The organism is Finegoldia dalianensis, from assembly GCF_046255015.1.
Classification (GTDB): domain Bacteria; phylum Bacillota; class Clostridia; order Tissierellales; family Peptoniphilaceae; genus Finegoldia; species Finegoldia magna.
Map to the genome: position 1 here is coordinate 46,679 of NZ_JBDLBQ010000007.1, position 17,869 is coordinate 64,547.

The following is a 17,869-nucleotide window of genomic DNA, read 5'->3' on the forward strand; positions in this document are numbered from 1 at the left end:
ATTTGAGTATGGGTACATCTTGTAGTATAACAAATAATTAATATACTTATGATTTGTCGATATATTACATACATAACAAAACAATGAATAAAAAGGAGAATAGATTATGATAACAGTAAAATCAAAACAAGAACTTGTAGGGAAAAACATTTTGATGGATGGAGACTGGTTTTCGGCTGAACATATTGTTCAATACGAGATAGAAAAAATAACTGATGTGGGTAATGATTGGATCCAAACGAGTCAATCTGCTCCATATGGTTCAACTAATAGTACAGATCTTAATAGTTTGGTAAATAATTACGAAACTTTAAAAAAAGATTTATTAGAGCGTTTTGATAGAAAGAAACTTTCGCCCGATACCATAGTAAAGATAGAGTTTTTCGATAATTATAAATGTTTTGTAATGATAGATACTATTAATAGAATTGAAGATATGATATCAGATTTTGTTAATCAAGATTTTATAAATAATGGCTTTTTCGAGAGTGAAAAAATGCTAATAACGAAAATTGTAAATATCGACCTAATAACTAAATTTATTTATGATCGAATTTTATCTGATTGGGCATATAATGTAGATTTAGAGCCTTTATTAGACCCTATAAAAACGAAAAATAAAGATTGTACAGTTATTATTTCTCCATCATCAAGGCTTGATATTAAAAATCAAATAACAATTTTCAAAAATAACGAGCCAATCGGACACATTAATTGCAAAACAAATGAAGAAGTCAAAAGTTGGCTATCAATATTGCAAACAGAATATCAACTATAATTTGAATGAACAATGCCCCGCTACAATATTGTGGGGCAATTTTTTACTCATAGGTAGGTACACCGTATAGCCTAGCGAATAATTCATATACATGTTTCTTGTCGATATATTACATACATAAGAAAACAACAAAGGAGGACAATAATGATAGCTATTGTAGCACAAATCGTACTATTTTTGCTAATAATATGTTTAATTTTTGCGACAAATATTGTATCAAAACATGCGTTAGTATGTGCATATTTAACATCAGCAGATTGTAAGTCATTAAGTTTTATATTAATAATAATGAGCATTTTCTTCTTTTTATTAAACTTCGTATGGCTTAAATTGATATTTATGCTTTTGTGGAACTAGCAAAACAAATAAAAGAAAACAATAAAGGAGTGTATATTATGGGATACAGGATGAGTAACAAATACAGATGTGCTTTGAAAAAAGCAAAAACTATAAAAGACTGCCAAAAAGCTTATGAGGATGAGTGGGATAGAAAATACGAACAATACAACAAAGAAATGACAGAAGAAGAAATAAAAAATGGGGATCCATTTAATAGACTAATTTGCGAAGAGTTTGATATTATAATGAAAGCCGAGAAAAGAGCAGAGGAAATCACGGGAAGAAAATCGTGGAATATGAGAATTATTCCTAAAACTTAATCAGCCCAAAAATAAAAAATATATAAATTAGTCAATATTTCCTTAGAAACACTCCCCCACAATTAATCTTTGTGGGGGTTTTGTTTTTATAAACTGGTACATGTGGTAGAGCGATTAATAATTAGTCTACTTATGATTTGTCGATATATTACATACATAATAAAAAACAAATAAAGGAGAAAATTATGGAAAACACATTATACGAACAAAACGTTCAACTTAACCAAATTATTGAGAGATTAGCAGAGCTTAATCAAATGGTTCCCGAAACAGAAATGGATGAGCATAGAATTAAATTAGAGCGTGAATTATTGCTTGAAAAGTTTAGTGACTCTACCAAATCGCTAGAAGAAAAAGCGAATAATACAGCTGGTTATATAAAGCATTTAGAAAACAACGTCAAAGAGATTGATGAAGAAATTAAAAGGCTTAGAGCAAGAAAAGATAGCTTTAATAATTCTATAAACTTTTTGAAATCGGCTTTATCAACATTGTTTAATCTTTGTGACAAGAAAAAACTTAAAACAGCTTTATATACATTTACACTAGCTAAAGGAAAAGGCAAGGTTGTTATTGAGGATGAAACTAAATTAGCAGAAGAATATTTAGTTCCTCAACCACCTAAGCCTGACAAGCAAAAGTTATATGACGATATAGCTAATCAAGGATTAATAATTGACGGAGTTAAATTAGAATATAATGAATCATTAAGAATTAGATAACATTTTAGGGGAGCTTGGTCTCCCCTATTTTTATATTTATTTGGTACATTGGCGTAGGATTGTTAATTTATTGACCACTGCCCTATCCTCGATATTCTACATATATAATTAATAAAAGGAGATGTAATTATGATTTTATTTCCAGTTTGGTACGATAAATATAATAGAGAGGTTTTTACGAATAATCAGAATATTTTATTCAAAAATAAAAATAGCTTAAAAAAAGCTTCTGAAATGTCTGAAGAAGAATTAAAAGAAAATTTATGTACCCTATTGCAAAACAATTTTGCAGCAGAACCAGACCAACCTATAGCTAATTCATCTGTATATAGAAGAGAAAAGATTGTGTTCAGTCGTTGGCACTAGAGTAAGCAGGAGCTGACGTCAGATAGTCAACTATCCCACGACTAAAGTCGGGTTTGTGTTTATTATAAATATTTACCACTTGTGGATTAATCACAAGTGGATTTTTATATTTTTGCAATGATATGTGTTCTGTGGGTATAACGCCATTAGGTGATGAAATTTGAAAATCGAAAGAATCTGGGCTATGCCGAACAAAAACACATTTTCGATAAAGCCCATCAAAAAACTTATAGAAGAAGAAAAAACACTATGGGTTCACCATTCAAAGAATCTTGCTTGTTCCCCATGGTGGCTGGCACAAAGATACAATCTGTGTTGTAGAAAAAAGAAAGAAGATTAAAAAATGACAGAATATCAAATTTATCAAATTATAGGAATCGTTCTTTATGTATTAATAGTCTTAATTATCTTGTATGATATAAGATCTTTGACTAGATATGGTTATGATATTAGACATCATTTTTTTTAGGGCAACTGTAGCGATGTTGTTAGGAGTTACATTATTTTATGTTTGGAAATGTCTTGATGCAATTGAAGAAGAACAACAAAACGCTAAAATGTTTAATCAACATTTTGAAATCGAAAGACAAGACGACTTAAATAACAGTTTTGCAATTTCCCAAAAACTTATAAAAGAGCCTAGTGGTATAGGAAATCAATGGATTGTAATTAGTTAGAAGTGAGAAAGGATAAAAATAGTCAACTACCCCATGACTAAAGTCTAGGAAGTAGTCAGATTTAAAAAGGAGAGAAAAAATGACAGTATATCAAATTATTATGATAGCCCTTTTTGTAATATTAGTAATAATTCTCGGATATGATATGAAACGTTGCATTTACAGAAATTACAAATATCATTTACTTAGGATATTTGTTGCAATATTGCTAGCAATTGCAATAATTTATGATGCAGTATGTTGGGATAATAGTATAGAGCAAGAAAACGCAAAAAATTTTGAACAACAATTTGAAATAAAAAAACCAAATGAAGAATATATAACAAAATTTCAACAAGAATTTTTGCAAAACATCATAGATGTTAAAATGAAAAATAATAAGTCGAAACAAATAACATTAATGCCATTAAACAACAAAGGATATATCAGTTTAGATATTCAAACTAATCAATTTGAAGAATTAGAAACAAATCACTATTTTAAAAGGAATAAAGAAAAATTTAAAAAATCATTAAAAAATAACCCTATTAAAACAGAAACTTTAATAAAGATATTAAAAAACGACTTAAACGATGATTTTGCAATAACACAAGAAACAATAAAAGAATCTAACGACATCAACAATAAATGGATTGTAATCAGTTGGAATTAAGAAATAAAATGGAAAGACTAATAAGAAAAAGAGATTTGAAGGATAGGAATAATGGAGACGGTAATTAAAATAAATTTAATAAGTATTGTGTGTTTTGTTGTATTATGGTTATTATGTTTGAATTTAACAGATAATATAGACTGGTCAACTAGAAAGGCTATTCAGCCGTGGCTAGATATGTTCTATCCTATTCTCTTAATTGATAGTATTATCATGTTCGTAACAGGTCTATTAGGAATAGCAAAAACAATGGATATTATAACAATAATTCTTTTTATTTGTGTAGTAATAATTAGTTTAGGTATTACATTGTTACAATTGTTTGAATATATAAAATCTACTATAGATTGGTATAGGACATGGAGTATATTTGGACTAATTTTAGTATTGTGGGCTCTTTTGACAGGCTACTGTATATATTTGAAAAATTCACATCCAGAAGTATTAAATCGAATAGGAGGAAACACGCAAGAAGTACAAATGTTTAAACTTGAAAAGCCAAACAAAAAATCTATAAATAGTTTTCAACAAGAATTTTTACAAAATATGATAGACATTGCGACAAAACATAGTGATTCAAATGAAATATTATTGATACCTGTAAATGATAAAGGATATGTTACTTTAGATATCCAAACCGAACAATTAAAAGAATTAGAAAAAGACAATTATTACAAGAAAAATAAAGAAAGGTTTGAAAAATCGTTAAAAAATAACCCTATTGAGGCAAAAACCTTAATAAAAATTTTGCAAAACGATTTAAAAAATAATTTTGAAATATCGCAAAAAATGATAAAAGATGCCAACAATACAGAAAATCAATGGATTGTAATTAGTTGGAAGTAATAAAAATTTTAAACTAAAAGAAAGGTGAACAATTTATGAAATTAGAAAAAACAAGCCTAGATATAGAGAAAATAGAAAATATTTCTATTTTTTCTTATAATGGCTATATCTTAGGATTCACAAATTATGAATCATTAGATGATACATCATTTTTCCCAATCGTTATAAATTCAAAACATTACGATAAAGATAAGCTTAAAACCTATTTTAACTTTATAAACATAATGTCAGATTATAATGGCTATAGTAATTTACCTGAATATAATATTTATTTTAAAGAATACAACAAAGGTTATAATAATCGTGACGAATTTGATGTTATGCAACTAATAGAATTATCTTCAAACGGTGACATTTGCATAACCCCTGAACACACTTCAAATCTAATCGAAATAGTCGAAAGTTTAATGAACACATTTTCTGAAAAAGACGATAAACTTGTTACAAATTTTATAGAAAAAGACAACGTAGCAACAAGAATACTGTCTTTAGATGATGACAATTATATTCAAATAGGTATCAATCGTTTAGAACAACACTTTTTGAGTTATCATAGTACGACAGATGAAATAGACGATATCGTAAAAATATTTGAACATATTTTTGAAATGCTAGACAAAAATTTAAAGCAAAAATAAATAAACAAAAACTAAGAAAGGAAAAAACAATGATAGAAACAAACGCACTAATCTTAGGTTTAACAATAGCTTTAATGATAACATCAAATATGGGGGTAATACAAGCATATAAAAACGTATTTATTTTTCCATCTCCTTATAAACCAATAAACATTGTAACAGCAATAGCAGGCACAGTATTTCTTTTATCAAACATACTATGGTTTAAATTGCTTTTTATGTGTTTCAAAGGAGAAATTTAATAACATAAAAAAAACAAAATAAAGAAAGGAAAATAATTATGTTTAAAAGAATAATCCCTTTATTCATTATTATTGTAGCTGGTTGTGTTTTAATAAGTTGTTCAGAAAGAACAATGGATGACAATATAGACGAAACTATTGTTGAAAAGAAAGGCAATTATGAAAAAGTAAGCACACCAATAGACGGTGTTTCACAAGAAAAAATAATCAAACTAATAAAAGCTAGTGAAGAATACATTAATAAAGAAAATATCAAAAATGAAAAAATTAATAGAATCAAGGGAAATTTATATTTTGAAAAATTAAAAAAATCAAACATCTTAAGAGAAAATGATACAATCGATACTTCAAAACAATTTGACGCTATCAAATTCATTAAAGATAGTAACGTTGTATCAAATATGATAAAAGATATGTCGACAAAAGAATTAATAGATAATTTTAGCCAAATGAACGATCAAGATAGAGTTTCAGCTATTGTGACAATCATAAGTAGAAATGAATTTAAAAATGAATACGCCAATCAACTAGAACTAGCTAATGTAAGTGTGCTAAAAGAAAAAAGTAAAAATACAAAAGAAATAGAAGAAATCGAAAAATCATTCAACGAATGGTTTAACACAAAATTAAAATACGAAATGAACGTTGCAAAACAAATGAGAAAAAATAACCTAATATTCATTGCAATGATAATAGCAATAGCAATTTGGGTTACTATAACAATATTTTTATAAAAGGAGAAAATTAAATGAAATTAATTGGATTAAAAGTTGACGAGAACCCTTTGGTAGTAGAATTTGTGTGGAGCCCTGATAAAAAGAGAGAAGAGAGTTCGATTTATCAGGAACCTTACAATAACATGCTTTTTGAATTAAAGGATCAAGAAAAGATAGGTGAAATTATGGATTATTTTGTAAAAAAGTGTGATGAAGACAAATCACCACAAAGTTTATTTCAATCTAAGGGCATCGATTATAAAACTTTAATGAAATATTTTAAGGACGATAGTGATTTTGATGAAGTCTTAGACCACATGGTAGACTTACTAAATATATCACTATCAGACGAAGATAGAAATTATATAGCTTGTATTGATGTGTCTTTTCCAGAAACATGGAAAGTTGATATTATATAATATCAGATAAAAAACAAAGAAAGGATAATTTTATGAAATATTTTACAGAAAAACATAACTTAAAAGTAGGAACAAAGGACAGTGCAGGAATAGATCTTCCAGCTTGTTTAGATAATACAATCATAGTGTTCAGTAAAAACTATGCAGATATCGACACAAAGATTCATGTTGAAATACCACAAGGTTGCTTCGGAATGGTTGTTCCCCGTTCATCTATCGGAACTAAAAAACACTTAGCTTTACAAAACACTGTAGGGATTATAGATTCTGATTATCGAGGTTCAATCAGACTAAAATTCTTCAACTATGGAAATGAAGATGTTACTATTGATGACGGTGAATATATTGCACAAATGATTATAGTACCATATACTTCAGTTTATTTACAAAAAGTAGATACATTAAATGAATTAAGTGAAACTGAAAGAGGTACTGGTGGATTTGGCAGCACAAATAAATAGAAAGGTGGTAAATTAAATGAAATTAATTGGGTTAAAAATTGATAAAAATCCTTTGACAGTAGATTTCATGTGGAAACCTAATAGAAAAAGAGAAGAAGATTTTTGTTATCAAGAACTTTATAAAGACCTATATTTTAAAATAACTGATCGAAAACAAATAACTGAAATAATGGAATATTTTGTTGAAAAATGTGATGAAGACACTTCCCCACAAGGCTTATGGGAATATAAAGAAATTAATTACCAAACATTAATGAAAGATTTTAAAGAAAATAGTGATTTTGACGAGGTTTTAGATCATATAGCAAAAATATTAGATATATCTTTTTCAGATGAAGATAGAAGTTATATAACTTGTATTGATGTTTCTTATCCAGAAACATGGGAGGTTTAAATAATATGAAATTAAAAGAAAATCAAAATAATTTTGAATATAAAACTATAAACCTTTTAGATCTGGCAAAATGTAAACCTGTAAAAATATTACATGTTACTCTAAAAGATATAGCGGTTAACGTTGCAAGAGAATTTTGCAGATCAAATAAAAAATTTTATTATTTTTTTGATTGTGACAAAGAAACCTGTGTTATTGTAGCTTTAAATAATAAGAATTATATAAAAATACTTATAGATGATTCTAATAATTGGACTGTATCCTACAAATATACATTGTTTAAAAATGAAATAATAAACGCCTCTGAAGATTTAAATTATCTTGTTAGTTCATTAATAAATGATTTAATATTGAGTTGAATCTACCCTACCCTCTCCTTTGTCTATAGTGTTTTGGTACAGTCCACAGGTGTATTAATTACTTGTGGTATTATCATTTGTCGATATATTACATACATAACAAAAACAAAGGAGAGTATATTATGAGTATCGAAACATTAGAAAAAACTTTTGAAAAAACAATAAAAGAATTAAGCAATTTGTCATTAAACGAATTAAGAGAATTGGTTAAAGAAAAACATAACATATTGGATGATATTGAATACGAATTAGCGGTAAAAAAAGCACATGGAAGTTTATCTAAGGTTATTGATTTAGATAAGAATTTCGGTGAATGTTGGCTTGAAAATTTCCAAGATCCATTTTGGGATAACTTATTAGCCAATAAATCACAAAAAGAATTTCAAGAAAGGATATGTAAATTTCAAAAAGATATAAAGAATATTGATAATGTATTTGAGGTTGAAGACTTGCTTGATGTTTTCTATGATGATTTCAAAATGATTCAAGAAAATTGGCTGGAAATGTCATTATGGGATAACATTTCAAACGAGGAAATATTCGATAAAGAAGCTTTGATAAATTTTATAGAAGTGTTAGACAATTATAAAGATTATTTATTGTACGAGGAATAGTTTCCTATCCCCTGTTTTTTGTAACGGAGTGAAATAATAATTAAGAAAAAAGAGGTGATATTATGAGAGACGATATATCAAATACAATATATATTTTTCTTAAAATATTAAAAGATTATGGTTGTAAAATTAAAATAAGAGAAAACGAATTATTAATTGTAGACACCAAAACAAACGAAACTTATAAAGCGGATAATGAAGGTCTAGAAGGGATATATAAAATGATTTAACACTTATTGAGAAAAAAATCCCCCATCCTCTATAGGTGGAGGATTAAGCAAGAAGCCCCCACTTCAAAAGCGTTAAGCTTTAAGTGGGGGTAGTTCACAAGAGGGTAATATTATGAAAAAACATTCAGGTAGAAAAATTAAAAAAAGAAAGCCAAGACCTTCACCACCAAAATCATATTTTTATATTAATGACTACTGTTGGTGGTGTAAAAATACTTCAGGGTGTAACAGTTGTCATATTATAAAAGAATATAGACGAAATTTTAGAGATAAAAAAGCAAAACAAAAAAATAAAGAAATTGATGACTATTTAAATAAATAACTTTTGTCCCGAAACTGACTACTCCCCACGACTAATGTCGGGGGTTCCTTGTTTGATTATTGTAAAAGTATAAAAGGGATATATAAAATGATTTAAAAAGGAGTGAACATTATGCGTTCAAGAAAATTATCAAAAGACACTAAAAAAAACATAATAATAAATAGCATTTGCGTTTTAATAGTATTGTTTTTTGTCTATCAGGGTTTTTTCCCACGTTATAGAATAATCTCATACACAAATGATTTCATAACTCACAACTTAATAACAGAAGACAATAAAATTAATGAAAATGGCAAAATAATGGACTTAAAATATATGAAAGAATCAAATCACGCCTTCAAATACATTGATTCTTATTCTTCAGATGAGTTGTTACAGATTTATCCAAAATTATTATGTCAATACGATAAGATTTGTGTAACAATTTTATTAGTCAGTCGTGGTGAAAACGACAAAATTAAAGAACAAATCAGAGATTGCAATTTATATTTAGATAATAAGCTGCCAATAAGAGATGAAATGCGAATCAATGAACTAAAAAGAAAAATTGCTAATTCAGACACATTTTTTAACAATAATAAAGAACTAGAAGATGAAATATATAAACGAATATCATTAGATCCAGGATATTCGACATTAAAAAAGTAGAAAAAAAATAACCAATACTATCCCCCATGCAATCTTTTTGTTTGGGGGTTTTGTTTTGGTATATATTATAGGTATATCAATTATTTGTGGTGTTGTCACTTGTCGCTATATTACATACATAACAAAGATAAAGGAGAGAAAACATGAAAAGAACAAAGTGGAAAAATGTTAATAGTGGCGTTGTAATAACATCATTAGACTATAGAACGCTACTCGAAAAAGAAGTGCTTAAAGCTTACGAAGAATATTTGCATAATTTTGATTGGGATTATGCAAAAGTTTTGGAAGAAGCTCCACAAACAATTATAGAATTTTCTGAAAAGTTCATTGAGTGTGATAGAGATTTTTACCCAGTTGATGTTAATGGCAATATATTAGATTCAGAAATAGACGAGATAGATTATTGTGCTTTTAACTTGTTTTGTGAAAAAAAATATATAAGATGTGTTAACAAGTTCAATCAAATCTTGATTTCTCATGGATATGACACACAACAACTATAGCCCCTACTCCCCTGCTATTATGTGGCAGGGTTTTTTTGGAGGTACATATGATTGATGAATTAATTATTTGTGGTGTTGTCACTTGTCGATATATTACATATAACAAAGTAATAAAGGAGAGTAAATTATGAAGGTTAACGTAAAAAATACAAAAATGGTTTTGAAAGATATGGAAGAAGATTTTTCTTGCCCTATCCCCTTTTCAAAAAATGATTATATAGAGTTTTCGAAACAATATTCAGGCGAATCTTTCAATGATGAAGAATATCAATGTAAAATCAACTCGTACATCATGGAAAGTGATATTTGCGAAAAGATTATTGAACATTTTTATAAGAATAATTTGGAATATTTTACAAAATATTTTCCAGAGTTTCGAGAACATTTTTGTTCAAAAGTTTTTGTGGATCATGTTTACGATTATGCTGGAAATGGCGTTGCTATGTTTTCGGATTATACTAATATAAATTCTGATATTTGTACACTTGTCGAGTACGCTTTTTTCAGAGAATGTGTTTTGTCATTAATTTGTCGTGATAATGACGAGCAAGTTGCGAGTGATATAATTGATGAAAACATAGATGAAATTGAAATGGATAGTTATGATTGTTTCACGATAGATGATATCTATGATGTTGTTGAAAAATATAGTAATAAGAATGTAATATGTGATTAGTTACTTGTGGTGTTATTATTTGTACATGTGTCACATATAACAAGTAAATATAGAAACATTAAGGCTTTAATTGACAAGTGATACAATGATTAATTATTTGTGGATTTATCACTTGTCGATATATCACAAAGAAAAAGGAGAATAAATTATGAATAATGTAGTTTTAATGGGAAGATTAACAAAAGATGTAGAACTTAGATACAACCAATCGCAAATGGCGATCGGTAGATTTACGGTTGCTGTTAATAGGAGATTAACTAAAGAAAAAAGACAAGAGGCAGAGGCGAATAATCAACCTACAGCAGATTTTATCAGTTGTGTTATATTTGGAAAACAAGCAGAGGTTTTAGCACAATATGTTTCTAAAGGTATGAGAGTATTGTTGTCCGGTAGAATTCAAACTGGATCATACGATAATAAAGAAGGTCAAAAGATTTATACTACTGAAGTTATTGTTGAACAATTTGAATTTATCGACAGTAATAACCAACATGGTCAAGACAATAAACAACAAAATAGCCCAGACGATTTTGGAATGGGTAATGCTGTCATAAATAACGATAGTGAAATGCCTTTCTAAATGGAAATAGAGGAGTGGTGTAATGCCACTTCCTTTCTTTTTATTAGAATGTGATTTGTGTTTAATACACTTGTGATTTGTAGGTATGTGGTAATGGTTGAGGTGATTTTGTGAAGTGCAAGGATAAGTATAAAAATCTTGATAAATATAGAGCTGCGAAGCGTAGACAACAGCAAAGGCATAGAGAAAAGTATGGTGCCGGAAAACCTCCGAGAACTTGGAGTGATGAAGAAATTCATTTGTTAATGGATTTCGATGGACTAGATAGAGATTTGGCGAAAAGATTAAACAGATCTCTGGGTGCGATATATACAAAGAGAGCTAGAGTTCGTTCGCAGGCAAGGGGGTGACTGATGTTCAGGAATATGTGGGTACATTTTATAGTATGATTAATAATTAATCTACTTGTGATTTGTCGATATGTTACATATATAAGAAAAATAAAAAATACAAAGGAGAGTTATTATGACAGAAGTAAATCAAGATTTAAGAATGTTTTTAGCAACTTTGAATAACAGAGTTAAAAAGATTGAAGGAATGTTTAACCAAGAAAGTGAAGATATTTGTAAAACATTGCATTTAATGAAAGATAAAAAGGCAATAGCAATATCATCAGCTGTTAGAATTAAAGATGTAGTTTTGTTATATCCAAACTTGAATATATCAAATTATAATCCAGATGTAGATGAAGGCTTATCAACATTAGTATTAATTCCTAATGATAAAGATATTGTTAACGAAATAAATAAAGCATATCTAAATGCTTTTGACTACGGTATTAAAAAAGGGATATATCCAAAGAATACAACAATGGATATGATAAAGAAAAAGACCAATGAATCCTTATTTATAGACGTTAATTCTTTTGTTGCTAATCAAAAAGATGATAACAAAGAGTTTTGTCAATCTTTAGCACAAAATAAACTAATGATAAGAAATGTTAAAGTAGGTAATGATGAAACAGGTAAGCTTTCAGTTGTACTAAGAGATAGAGAGGGTAAGCTACTAGATCCGAATGAAAGAATTTCTTCTGGAGATACGGGTGAGATAGTAATTAAGTTTTATCCATACTCACATAAAGGTAAGGTTGGAATAAGTCGTTATATTCAAGGTTTTATTAGAACTAGCGAATGTATTACACAAAAATCAATTTATATTTAAGTGATAATAAGAATGTGGTATAATAATTAATAACAATACCACATTCTTATTATTCTGATATTTTTTGCAAAAGAACAATTTGTCTTAAATTATCATCGGCACTAGGATTAACGCAGGTTGATAAAATGACGTATTTTTCGATAGCCTCTTTTGGTTTATTGACTACTATGTCTGATGTATTTATCAAATTAATTAACCAGTCACGATCTTCTTGCGTTTTATAAAAGTTTCTATCAAGCTTTTTAATACGCTTAATAGAAATTATTTTATAACGTTCAATACCTTGTATCGATGTTATTGTAAATATATCGTTATTACTAGATTGTAAGCTGGTTGCGTATTTTTGGTTTTGTAGCTTAGTAAGATTTGAAAACATCTTATCGTCTAGCATTTTATGCCCGAACAGGTTGTTGTTCCAATCACTAAAATCACTACGATTGTAACGGTCTAGAAAGATAGTTCCATATTTGTTCTTTTTGTTATTAATATCGTGGTTAAGCCAGTAGGTGTCATCTTTAGATTTTACGATGATTTCGTCAATATTTAAAGCTTTGTTTTCAATTCTACCGATGACATTTTCGTTGTTTAGATTTTTTCTTAATTCGAGTATTTTGTCTTGTGATGATTTTTCATTTGAATTAAGTGTTTTATTCATAGATTCTGATATAGCTTTAGTATTGCTTTCTTTTCGATAGCTTTGAAGTTCAGAATTTGTGATTATAGATATAGGTATTATAAACGTGATTATAGCTATGAACAAAAGTAATTTTTTCATTATTTTAGCCTCCCGTTTATGTTATACCCATTATTATTAATTTTTGAAAGGAGATATAGTGAGTGAATTTAATTTATTAGATGAAAAATGGATTCCTGTAATTGACACTGATTGTAATAACTTAAATGTTTCAATTCTGGAGCTATTTAAAAATGCCTCTAAGTATATTAGTATAGCAGGTGATACTGAAGTTCAGACAATTTCTATAACAAGATTTTTGTTATCTATTCTTCAAACGGTATTCTCAAGATTTGATGAGAATGGGGAAGAGTATGGATATTTTGGACTAAATGAGATGTTTAAGCAGAAAACTGAAATAGATACAAATGTTATTGAAGATTATGTTAATGATTTGAATAAAGCGTGGATTAATTTATGGGAAAAGAAATCTTTCCCCAAAATTGTAGAAACTTATTTAAATAAATATCACGATAGATTTTATTTATATGATGACGAGTATCCGTTTTATCAAGTAAGTAGTAATATATGGGAAGATTTTAATGTTGTATCGATGGGTAAGCAAAATGCAAAACCATCTAATATCCCTTTTAAAAAGATAAACGGTAAGTTTTATGAATCAAATTCTTTAAGAATGTTCAACGTTAACGATGAAAAGGCAAAGAATAAACTGTCAGATTCAGAACTTGCTAGATGGATCGTAACATATCAAAACTATTCTAATACGTCAGATAAGGCTGTTTTTGACGGTGTTGACAAAAAGTCATATGGTTGGTTGTATAAGATTACTACAATAAGTTTAAGGGGTAGTAACGTGTTTGAAACACTAATGCTAAATCTTGTTTTAGTACACCCGGTTAAAGAGTTTGTAGGAAATTCTCAAAAACCTTGTTGGGAAGAATCGTCAAATAAGATTATTACTAAGAATATTAAAGGTTATGTTCCAGATAATTTAGCAGAATTGTATAATACTTATTCAAGAGCTATTAGAATATCAAACAATAGCTTAGATGTGTGTAAATTATCTTTAATAGAGCCTATTAAATTGGAAAGTATGGCTATTTTGAGATATAAGGAAAAAGAAGATATTTATAACACGATAAAGGTTAGAAGTAACTACATTTTATGGCAGATTTTATTCTTGATCAGTAAGGGGCTGTACGAAACACCCGTTATTCTTGAAAACTTATTAAAGTATTCTGAAAATATTGATTTCAAAGATATTAAAATAGACATGGTAACATTGATAGATGATGGAAATGCCTTATCATATGTTCCAAAAGAGGAAATTTTCAGTAGTTTTAACATAAATGTATTGGAACTTTTTAACAAGGATTCTGATTTATATAAAACTTTAGAATATTGTTATACTGTTGTTCAAAATTACAGTAATTTCTTATATAAAATTACACAATTAAATAGATATGACGATAAGTCTTCTAAAGATTACATTGAGAAAAAATTAGAGCCTCTATATTTCTATGTAGATAGAGAACTCTCAGCTGATATTGATTTAGAAGATTTTAGAAAGGATTTTAAAATGTTTGCATTACACCAAATAAAAGAGTTTTCGACTAGAAAAGATTGCTTAGAAATTTACAATAAAGCCCCAGAAAGCCCCCGACTTTAGTCGTGGGGATGAATGGGAAATAAGATTTAAAAAACAATTTAAAAGATAGTTGGAGGTTTGTAAATGAAAGCTAAGACATCATCGTATGTAGTTGAATATGAACTATTGACAACTACTAGAGATAGAAAGAGTTTAGAAAAGAAATTTAATAGTGCTAAGTCTATATACAATGCTTGTCTTAATGAGTGTTTGAAAAGACTTAAGAGATTAAGAAACAACGAAAAATATAATAGTCTTTTAAAAGAAAAATCTAGCAAGGAAAGAAATAGAAGACTTAAAGAAATAGAACTATATACGAACTATTCAGAATATGATATGCACAAATATGTTAAGGACATAAGAAAATTGTATTCCAGACATATAGGCTCTCGTGAAGCACAAAAACTTGCTACTAGGTCTTTTCAGACTGTGGAAAAACTACACTATCATGTAGCTGACAAAGTTAATTTTAAAAACAGATATAGCGATATGTCTATTGAGAACAAAAGCAATAATACAGGTCTTAGATTAAAAGATAATATTGTTTTATGGAATGATTTAAAGCTAAAGATTAAAGAAAAGAGAAATGACATATACAATATCCAATCAAGAAATGATAAGACCAAATACATTAGAATACTTAAAAGAAAAATCAGAAGAAAAACCAGATATTTCGTTCAAGTAATCAAAGAAGGTATTCCTCCTAAGAAAAGAAACTACGGAAAAGAATCAGTCGGTATTGATATCGGAACATCATCTGTTGCTATTGTATCTGATAGTTGTGTTAAGCTAGAGAGATTATCTAATACAGAAAATGAATACAAGAAATTAAAGAGATTAGATAGAAAATTAGAACGCTCTAAGAGAATAAACAATTCCAAAAACTATAATGATGACGGAACGGTTAAAAAGGGATCAAAAAGATGGATATATTCTAATAGATATATTAAGTTAAGACAAAAAAGAAAAGACTTATACCGTAAATTAGCGACTAAAAGAAAAGAATATCAAGAAATATTGGCAAACAAGATAATATCACTAGGTGTAGATATTAAAGTCGAGACAATGAGATTTAATGCACTTCAAAAAAGAGCAAAAGAAACAACCATAAACAAAAAGAACGGAAAGATTAATAAGAAAAAGAGATTCGGAAAATCTCTGAGTAATAACTCTCCTTCCCAACTGTTAACTATCATAGATAGAAAACTACACTATGTAGGGTGTTATTTAAAAAAGATAGACACGTTTGAAGTTAAGGCAAGTCAATTCAATCATAAAACTAAAAACTGTATTAAGAAAAAACTATCTCAAAGATGGAATGTAATAGACAATATTAAGATACAAAGAGATTTGTATTCAGCATTTTTAATTCAAAATGTTAGTGATGATTTAAAATCAGTAGATACTGATTTGTGTGACCAGAAATATGACAAGTTTGTTAACTTGCACAATATAGAAATCAATAGATTAAAAGAAACAAAAGAAATGCGTTGGTTAATCGCATAAAAAAAGACCAGTCGGATTGACTGCACCGACTTAAATAAGACAAAATCGAAAGCACATAGCAGGTCTTTTAAAGGCTGGGCTAGTGAAGTGCATATCGTACGATATAGATTTGTTGAGTTCTCTGTTAAAGAAGACTAGATCATTTATTTAATGAAGCAATCTTCGGATTTTCCTAAAGAGAACCCCCCGACTTCAGTTGTGGGGAGTGGTCAGGCAAACCTAGTAAAATACATTGATTACAAAAGAAAAGAGGAAGAAAAAAATGAAGAATAGATTATATTTAGACATACACGCAATACAAGTACTACCACCATCAAATGTGAATAGAGATGAATTTGGAAATCCAAAATCAGCACTATACGGGGGAGTGAATAGATCAAGAGTTAGTTCTCAATCATGGAAAAGAGCAATCAGAGAATATTTTTATGAAAATAGTGAGGTTCAAAACTTAGGAGTTAGAACATTAAAATTACCTGATTATATAGCTGATAAAATGCTAGAAATTGATAGCTCAATCCCTAGAGAAGAGGCTATTAAAAAGGCTGGAAAGGTGTTAAAATCAGCTGGAATTTCAACAAAACTTAAAGATGTTGATGATGAAGGAGAAAAGACTTTAGTCCTAGAATCTTTGTTTTTTATTTCGGATAAACAAGCGTTAGAATTAGCACAAGCAGCAGTAAAAGGTGATGTTGCAAAACCCGATATTATAGACAGTATTAAAAACAATATGTCTATAGATATAGCGTTATTCGGTAGAATGGTTGCTTCATCTAAAAACTTAAATGTAGAGGCAAGCTGTCAAGTAGCACATGCTATATCCACTCATGAGGTTAATTCTGAAGTAGACTACTTTACGGCAGTTGATGAGTATACTAAGGATCAAGGAGCTGCAATGATTGGTAATTCTAATTTTAATGCCTCAACATTATACAGATATTCAAATATTGCGATTCACGACTTGTTTGAAAAAATACACGACAAAGAAACATTAATTAATTCTATTAAGCTTTTTATTAAAGCTTTCTGCTTATCAATGCCATCAGGAAAGATAAGTTCTTATGCAAATCAAACTTTGCCTAGCTTTTTATCAATCGATATTCGTTCAGATAGGCCAATGAACTTAGTTTCTGCTTTTGAAGAACCCGTATTGTCTAATTCAGGATATACTAATAAATCTATAGTAAAACTTTGCGATGAACATAAAAAGTTTAATAAATTTTACGACAAACCTTTATTAAGCTCTTTTATTTCTTTTGATGATATTGAGTGTTTAAATGAGTTTGGCGATGAAGCCGATAATTTAAACAATTTAGCTGAAAATGTAGCTAATTTTTTAAAAGACAATTTAGGTGATTAAT

General features: G+C 28.4%; 29 protein-coding genes. 28 read left to right on the forward strand and 1 reads right to left on the reverse strand.

Annotated features, from left to right (window positions below):
• Positions 1-106: 106 nt before the first annotated feature.
• The 25 genes from ABDJ34_RS08095 (at position 107) to ABDJ34_RS08215 (ending at position 12,663) form a co-directional block, all read left to right on the forward strand.
• A complete protein-coding gene (locus ABDJ34_RS08095) occupies positions 107-778 on the forward strand; it encodes a hypothetical protein (protein WP_412702001.1) in 672 nt (223 codons plus the stop codon).
• A gap of 144 nt (positions 779-922) precedes the next feature.
• Complete coding sequence (locus ABDJ34_RS08100) at positions 923-1,135, forward strand: hypothetical protein (RefSeq protein ID WP_012289895.1); 213 nt, start codon at positions 923-925, stop codon at positions 1,133-1,135.
• A gap of 38 nt (positions 1,136-1,173) precedes the next feature.
• Positions 1,174-1,437, forward strand: a complete 264-nt coding sequence (locus tag ABDJ34_RS08105; RefSeq protein WP_392436301.1) for a hypothetical protein — start codon at positions 1,174-1,176, stop codon at positions 1,435-1,437.
• A 185-nt stretch (positions 1,438-1,622) separates the two neighbouring features.
• On the forward strand, positions 1,623-2,159 hold the full coding sequence (locus ABDJ34_RS08110; RefSeq protein ID WP_412702002.1) for a siphovirus Gp157 family protein: 537 nt from the start codon (positions 1,623-1,625) through the stop codon (positions 2,157-2,159).
• 129 nt (positions 2,160-2,288) lie between these two features.
• Entirely contained in the window at positions 2,289-2,525 is a 237-nt protein-coding gene (locus ABDJ34_RS08115) for a hypothetical protein (protein WP_412702003.1), read from the forward strand.
• 160 nt (positions 2,526-2,685) lie between these two features.
• Positions 2,686-2,865, forward strand: coding sequence for a hypothetical protein (locus tag ABDJ34_RS08120; RefSeq protein ID WP_412702004.1), 180 nt, complete (start codon positions 2,686-2,688; stop codon positions 2,863-2,865).
• 103 nt (positions 2,866-2,968) lie between these two features.
• Positions 2,969-3,202, forward strand: a complete 234-nt coding sequence (locus ABDJ34_RS08125; RefSeq protein WP_412702005.1) for a hypothetical protein — start codon at positions 2,969-2,971, stop codon at positions 3,200-3,202.
• A gap of 79 nt (positions 3,203-3,281) precedes the next feature.
• Positions 3,282-3,854 carry a hypothetical protein gene (locus tag ABDJ34_RS08130; RefSeq protein ID WP_412702006.1) on the forward strand — a complete coding sequence of 191 codons (573 nt, stop codon included), beginning with the start codon at positions 3,282-3,284 and terminating at the stop codon, positions 3,852-3,854.
• A 117-nt stretch (positions 3,855-3,971) separates the two neighbouring features.
• On the forward strand, positions 3,972-4,700 hold the full coding sequence (locus tag ABDJ34_RS08135) for a hypothetical protein (protein ID WP_412702007.1): 729 nt from the start codon (positions 3,972-3,974) through the stop codon (positions 4,698-4,700).
• A gap of 35 nt (positions 4,701-4,735) precedes the next feature.
• Positions 4,736-5,338, forward strand: a complete 603-nt coding sequence (locus tag ABDJ34_RS08140; RefSeq protein ID WP_412702008.1) for a hypothetical protein — start codon at positions 4,736-4,738, stop codon at positions 5,336-5,338.
• Between the two features lie 29 nt (positions 5,339-5,367).
• A complete protein-coding gene (locus ABDJ34_RS08145) occupies positions 5,368-5,580 on the forward strand; it encodes a hypothetical protein (protein ID WP_392436292.1) in 213 nt (70 codons plus the stop codon).
• 38 nt (positions 5,581-5,618) lie between these two features.
• Positions 5,619-6,314, forward strand: coding sequence for a hypothetical protein (locus ABDJ34_RS08150; protein ID WP_412702009.1), 696 nt, complete (start codon positions 5,619-5,621; stop codon positions 6,312-6,314).
• Positions 6,315-6,328: 14 nt separating this feature from the next.
• Positions 6,329-6,715, forward strand: a complete 387-nt coding sequence (locus ABDJ34_RS08155; RefSeq protein WP_412702010.1) for a hypothetical protein — start codon at positions 6,329-6,331, stop codon at positions 6,713-6,715.
• Positions 6,716-6,747: 32 nt separating this feature from the next.
• Complete coding sequence (gene dut, locus ABDJ34_RS08160) at positions 6,748-7,176, forward strand: dUTP diphosphatase (RefSeq protein ID WP_412702011.1); 429 nt, start codon at positions 6,748-6,750, stop codon at positions 7,174-7,176.
• A gap of 16 nt (positions 7,177-7,192) precedes the next feature.
• A complete protein-coding gene (locus ABDJ34_RS08165; RefSeq protein ID WP_412702012.1) occupies positions 7,193-7,570 on the forward strand; it encodes a hypothetical protein in 378 nt (125 codons plus the stop codon).
• 5 nt (positions 7,571-7,575) lie between these two features.
• On the forward strand, positions 7,576-7,929 hold the full coding sequence (locus ABDJ34_RS08170) for a hypothetical protein (protein ID WP_412702013.1): 354 nt from the start codon (positions 7,576-7,578) through the stop codon (positions 7,927-7,929).
• A gap of 122 nt (positions 7,930-8,051) precedes the next feature.
• Positions 8,052-8,543: a transposase gene (locus ABDJ34_RS08175; RefSeq protein WP_412702014.1), complete on the forward strand. Its 492-nt coding sequence runs from the start codon at positions 8,052-8,054 to the stop codon at positions 8,541-8,543.
• Between the two features lie 62 nt (positions 8,544-8,605).
• The gene (locus ABDJ34_RS08180; RefSeq protein ID WP_412702015.1) at positions 8,606-8,773 is read left to right on the forward strand and encodes a hypothetical protein; all 168 of its coding nucleotides are present in this window, start codon (positions 8,606-8,608) and stop codon (positions 8,771-8,773) included.
• Between the two features lie 112 nt (positions 8,774-8,885).
• Positions 8,886-9,095 carry a hypothetical protein gene (locus tag ABDJ34_RS08185; RefSeq protein ID WP_412702016.1) on the forward strand — a complete coding sequence of 70 codons (210 nt, stop codon included), beginning with the start codon at positions 8,886-8,888 and terminating at the stop codon, positions 9,093-9,095.
• Positions 9,096-9,206: 111 nt separating this feature from the next.
• On the forward strand, positions 9,207-9,743 hold the full coding sequence (locus ABDJ34_RS08190) for a hypothetical protein (protein ID WP_412702017.1): 537 nt from the start codon (positions 9,207-9,209) through the stop codon (positions 9,741-9,743).
• Positions 9,744-9,886: 143 nt separating this feature from the next.
• The gene (locus ABDJ34_RS08195) at positions 9,887-10,246 is read left to right on the forward strand and encodes a hypothetical protein (protein ID WP_412702018.1); all 360 of its coding nucleotides are present in this window, start codon (positions 9,887-9,889) and stop codon (positions 10,244-10,246) included.
• A gap of 127 nt (positions 10,247-10,373) precedes the next feature.
• Entirely contained in the window at positions 10,374-10,922 is a 549-nt protein-coding gene (locus ABDJ34_RS08200; RefSeq protein WP_412702019.1) for a hypothetical protein, read from the forward strand.
• A 148-nt stretch (positions 10,923-11,070) separates the two neighbouring features.
• Positions 11,071-11,502, forward strand: coding sequence for a single-stranded DNA-binding protein (locus ABDJ34_RS08205; protein WP_412702020.1), 432 nt, complete (start codon positions 11,071-11,073; stop codon positions 11,500-11,502).
• Between the two features lie 110 nt (positions 11,503-11,612).
• Entirely contained in the window at positions 11,613-11,852 is a 240-nt protein-coding gene (locus ABDJ34_RS08210) for a hypothetical protein (RefSeq protein ID WP_412702021.1), read from the forward strand.
• A 115-nt stretch (positions 11,853-11,967) separates the two neighbouring features.
• Complete coding sequence (locus tag ABDJ34_RS08215; protein WP_412702022.1) at positions 11,968-12,663, forward strand: DUF2815 domain-containing protein; 696 nt, start codon at positions 11,968-11,970, stop codon at positions 12,661-12,663.
• Between the two features lie 49 nt (positions 12,664-12,712).
• Here ABDJ34_RS08215 and ABDJ34_RS08220 read toward each other — a convergent pair whose 3' ends face one another.
• A complete protein-coding gene (locus tag ABDJ34_RS08220) occupies positions 12,713-13,438 on the reverse strand; it encodes a class B sortase (protein ID WP_412702023.1) in 726 nt (241 codons plus the stop codon).
• A 58-nt stretch (positions 13,439-13,496) separates the two neighbouring features.
• On the opposite strand from ABDJ34_RS08220, the gene ABDJ34_RS08225 reads away from it, so the two are divergent.
• The 3 genes from ABDJ34_RS08225 to cas7e all read left to right on the forward strand — a co-directional run bounded on the left by ABDJ34_RS08225 (position 13,497) and on the right by cas7e (position 17,868).
• Positions 13,497-15,026, forward strand: coding sequence for a type I-E CRISPR-associated protein Cse1/CasA (locus ABDJ34_RS08225; protein WP_412702024.1), 1,530 nt, complete (start codon positions 13,497-13,499; stop codon positions 15,024-15,026).
• Between the two features lie 63 nt (positions 15,027-15,089).
• Positions 15,090-16,511 carry a hypothetical protein gene (locus ABDJ34_RS08230; RefSeq protein ID WP_412702025.1) on the forward strand — a complete coding sequence of 474 codons (1,422 nt, stop codon included), beginning with the start codon at positions 15,090-15,092 and terminating at the stop codon, positions 16,509-16,511.
• 262 nt (positions 16,512-16,773) lie between these two features.
• On the forward strand, positions 16,774-17,868 hold the full coding sequence (cas7e, locus tag ABDJ34_RS08235; protein WP_412702026.1) for a type I-E CRISPR-associated protein Cas7/Cse4/CasC: 1,095 nt from the start codon (positions 16,774-16,776) through the stop codon (positions 17,866-17,868).
• Position 17,869: the final 1 nt, after the last annotated feature.

Bases quoted from the DNA above. Each gene is read 5' to 3' on its own strand.
- ABDJ34_RS08095 (WP_412702001.1), top strand. From the start codon at position 107: ATGATAACAGTAAAATCAAAACAAGAACTTGTAGGGAAAAACATTTTG.
- ABDJ34_RS08100 (WP_012289895.1), top strand. From the start codon at position 923: ATGATAGCTATTGTAGCACAAATCGTACTATTTTTGCTAATAATATGT.
- ABDJ34_RS08105 (WP_392436301.1), top strand. From the start codon at position 1,174: ATGGGATACAGGATGAGTAACAAATACAGATGTGCTTTGAAAAAAGCA.
- ABDJ34_RS08110 (WP_412702002.1), top strand. From the start codon at position 1,623: ATGGAAAACACATTATACGAACAAAACGTTCAACTTAACCAAATTATT.
- ABDJ34_RS08115 (WP_412702003.1), top strand. From the start codon at position 2,289: ATGATTTTATTTCCAGTTTGGTACGATAAATATAATAGAGAGGTTTTT.
- ABDJ34_RS08125 (WP_412702005.1), top strand. From the start codon at position 2,969: ATGATATTAGACATCATTTTTTTTAGGGCAACTGTAGCGATGTTGTTA.
- ABDJ34_RS08130 (WP_412702006.1), top strand. From the start codon at position 3,282: ATGACAGTATATCAAATTATTATGATAGCCCTTTTTGTAATATTAGTA.
- ABDJ34_RS08140 (WP_412702008.1), top strand. From the start codon at position 4,736: ATGAAATTAGAAAAAACAAGCCTAGATATAGAGAAAATAGAAAATATT.
- ABDJ34_RS08145 (WP_392436292.1), top strand. From the start codon at position 5,368: ATGATAGAAACAAACGCACTAATCTTAGGTTTAACAATAGCTTTAATG.
- ABDJ34_RS08150 (WP_412702009.1), top strand. From the start codon at position 5,619: ATGTTTAAAAGAATAATCCCTTTATTCATTATTATTGTAGCTGGTTGT.
- ABDJ34_RS08155 (WP_412702010.1), top strand. From the start codon at position 6,329: ATGAAATTAATTGGATTAAAAGTTGACGAGAACCCTTTGGTAGTAGAA.
- dut (WP_412702011.1), top strand. From the start codon at position 6,748: ATGAAATATTTTACAGAAAAACATAACTTAAAAGTAGGAACAAAGGAC.
- ABDJ34_RS08165 (WP_412702012.1), top strand. From the start codon at position 7,193: ATGAAATTAATTGGGTTAAAAATTGATAAAAATCCTTTGACAGTAGAT.
- ABDJ34_RS08170 (WP_412702013.1), top strand. From the start codon at position 7,576: ATGAAATTAAAAGAAAATCAAAATAATTTTGAATATAAAACTATAAAC.
- ABDJ34_RS08175 (WP_412702014.1), top strand. From the start codon at position 8,052: ATGAGTATCGAAACATTAGAAAAAACTTTTGAAAAAACAATAAAAGAA.
- ABDJ34_RS08180 (WP_412702015.1), top strand. From the start codon at position 8,606: ATGAGAGACGATATATCAAATACAATATATATTTTTCTTAAAATATTA.
- ABDJ34_RS08185 (WP_412702016.1), top strand. From the start codon at position 8,886: ATGAAAAAACATTCAGGTAGAAAAATTAAAAAAAGAAAGCCAAGACCT.
- ABDJ34_RS08190 (WP_412702017.1), top strand. From the start codon at position 9,207: ATGCGTTCAAGAAAATTATCAAAAGACACTAAAAAAAACATAATAATA.
- ABDJ34_RS08195 (WP_412702018.1), top strand. From the start codon at position 9,887: ATGAAAAGAACAAAGTGGAAAAATGTTAATAGTGGCGTTGTAATAACA.
- ABDJ34_RS08200 (WP_412702019.1), top strand. From the start codon at position 10,374: ATGAAGGTTAACGTAAAAAATACAAAAATGGTTTTGAAAGATATGGAA.
- ABDJ34_RS08205 (WP_412702020.1), top strand. From the start codon at position 11,071: ATGAATAATGTAGTTTTAATGGGAAGATTAACAAAAGATGTAGAACTT.
- ABDJ34_RS08215 (WP_412702022.1), top strand. From the start codon at position 11,968: ATGACAGAAGTAAATCAAGATTTAAGAATGTTTTTAGCAACTTTGAAT.
- ABDJ34_RS08220 (WP_412702023.1), bottom strand. From the start codon at position 13,438: ATGAAAAAATTACTTTTGTTCATAGCTATAATCACGTTTATAATACCT.
- ABDJ34_RS08230 (WP_412702025.1), top strand. From the start codon at position 15,090: ATGAAAGCTAAGACATCATCGTATGTAGTTGAATATGAACTATTGACA.
- cas7e (WP_412702026.1), top strand. From the start codon at position 16,774: ATGAAGAATAGATTATATTTAGACATACACGCAATACAAGTACTACCA.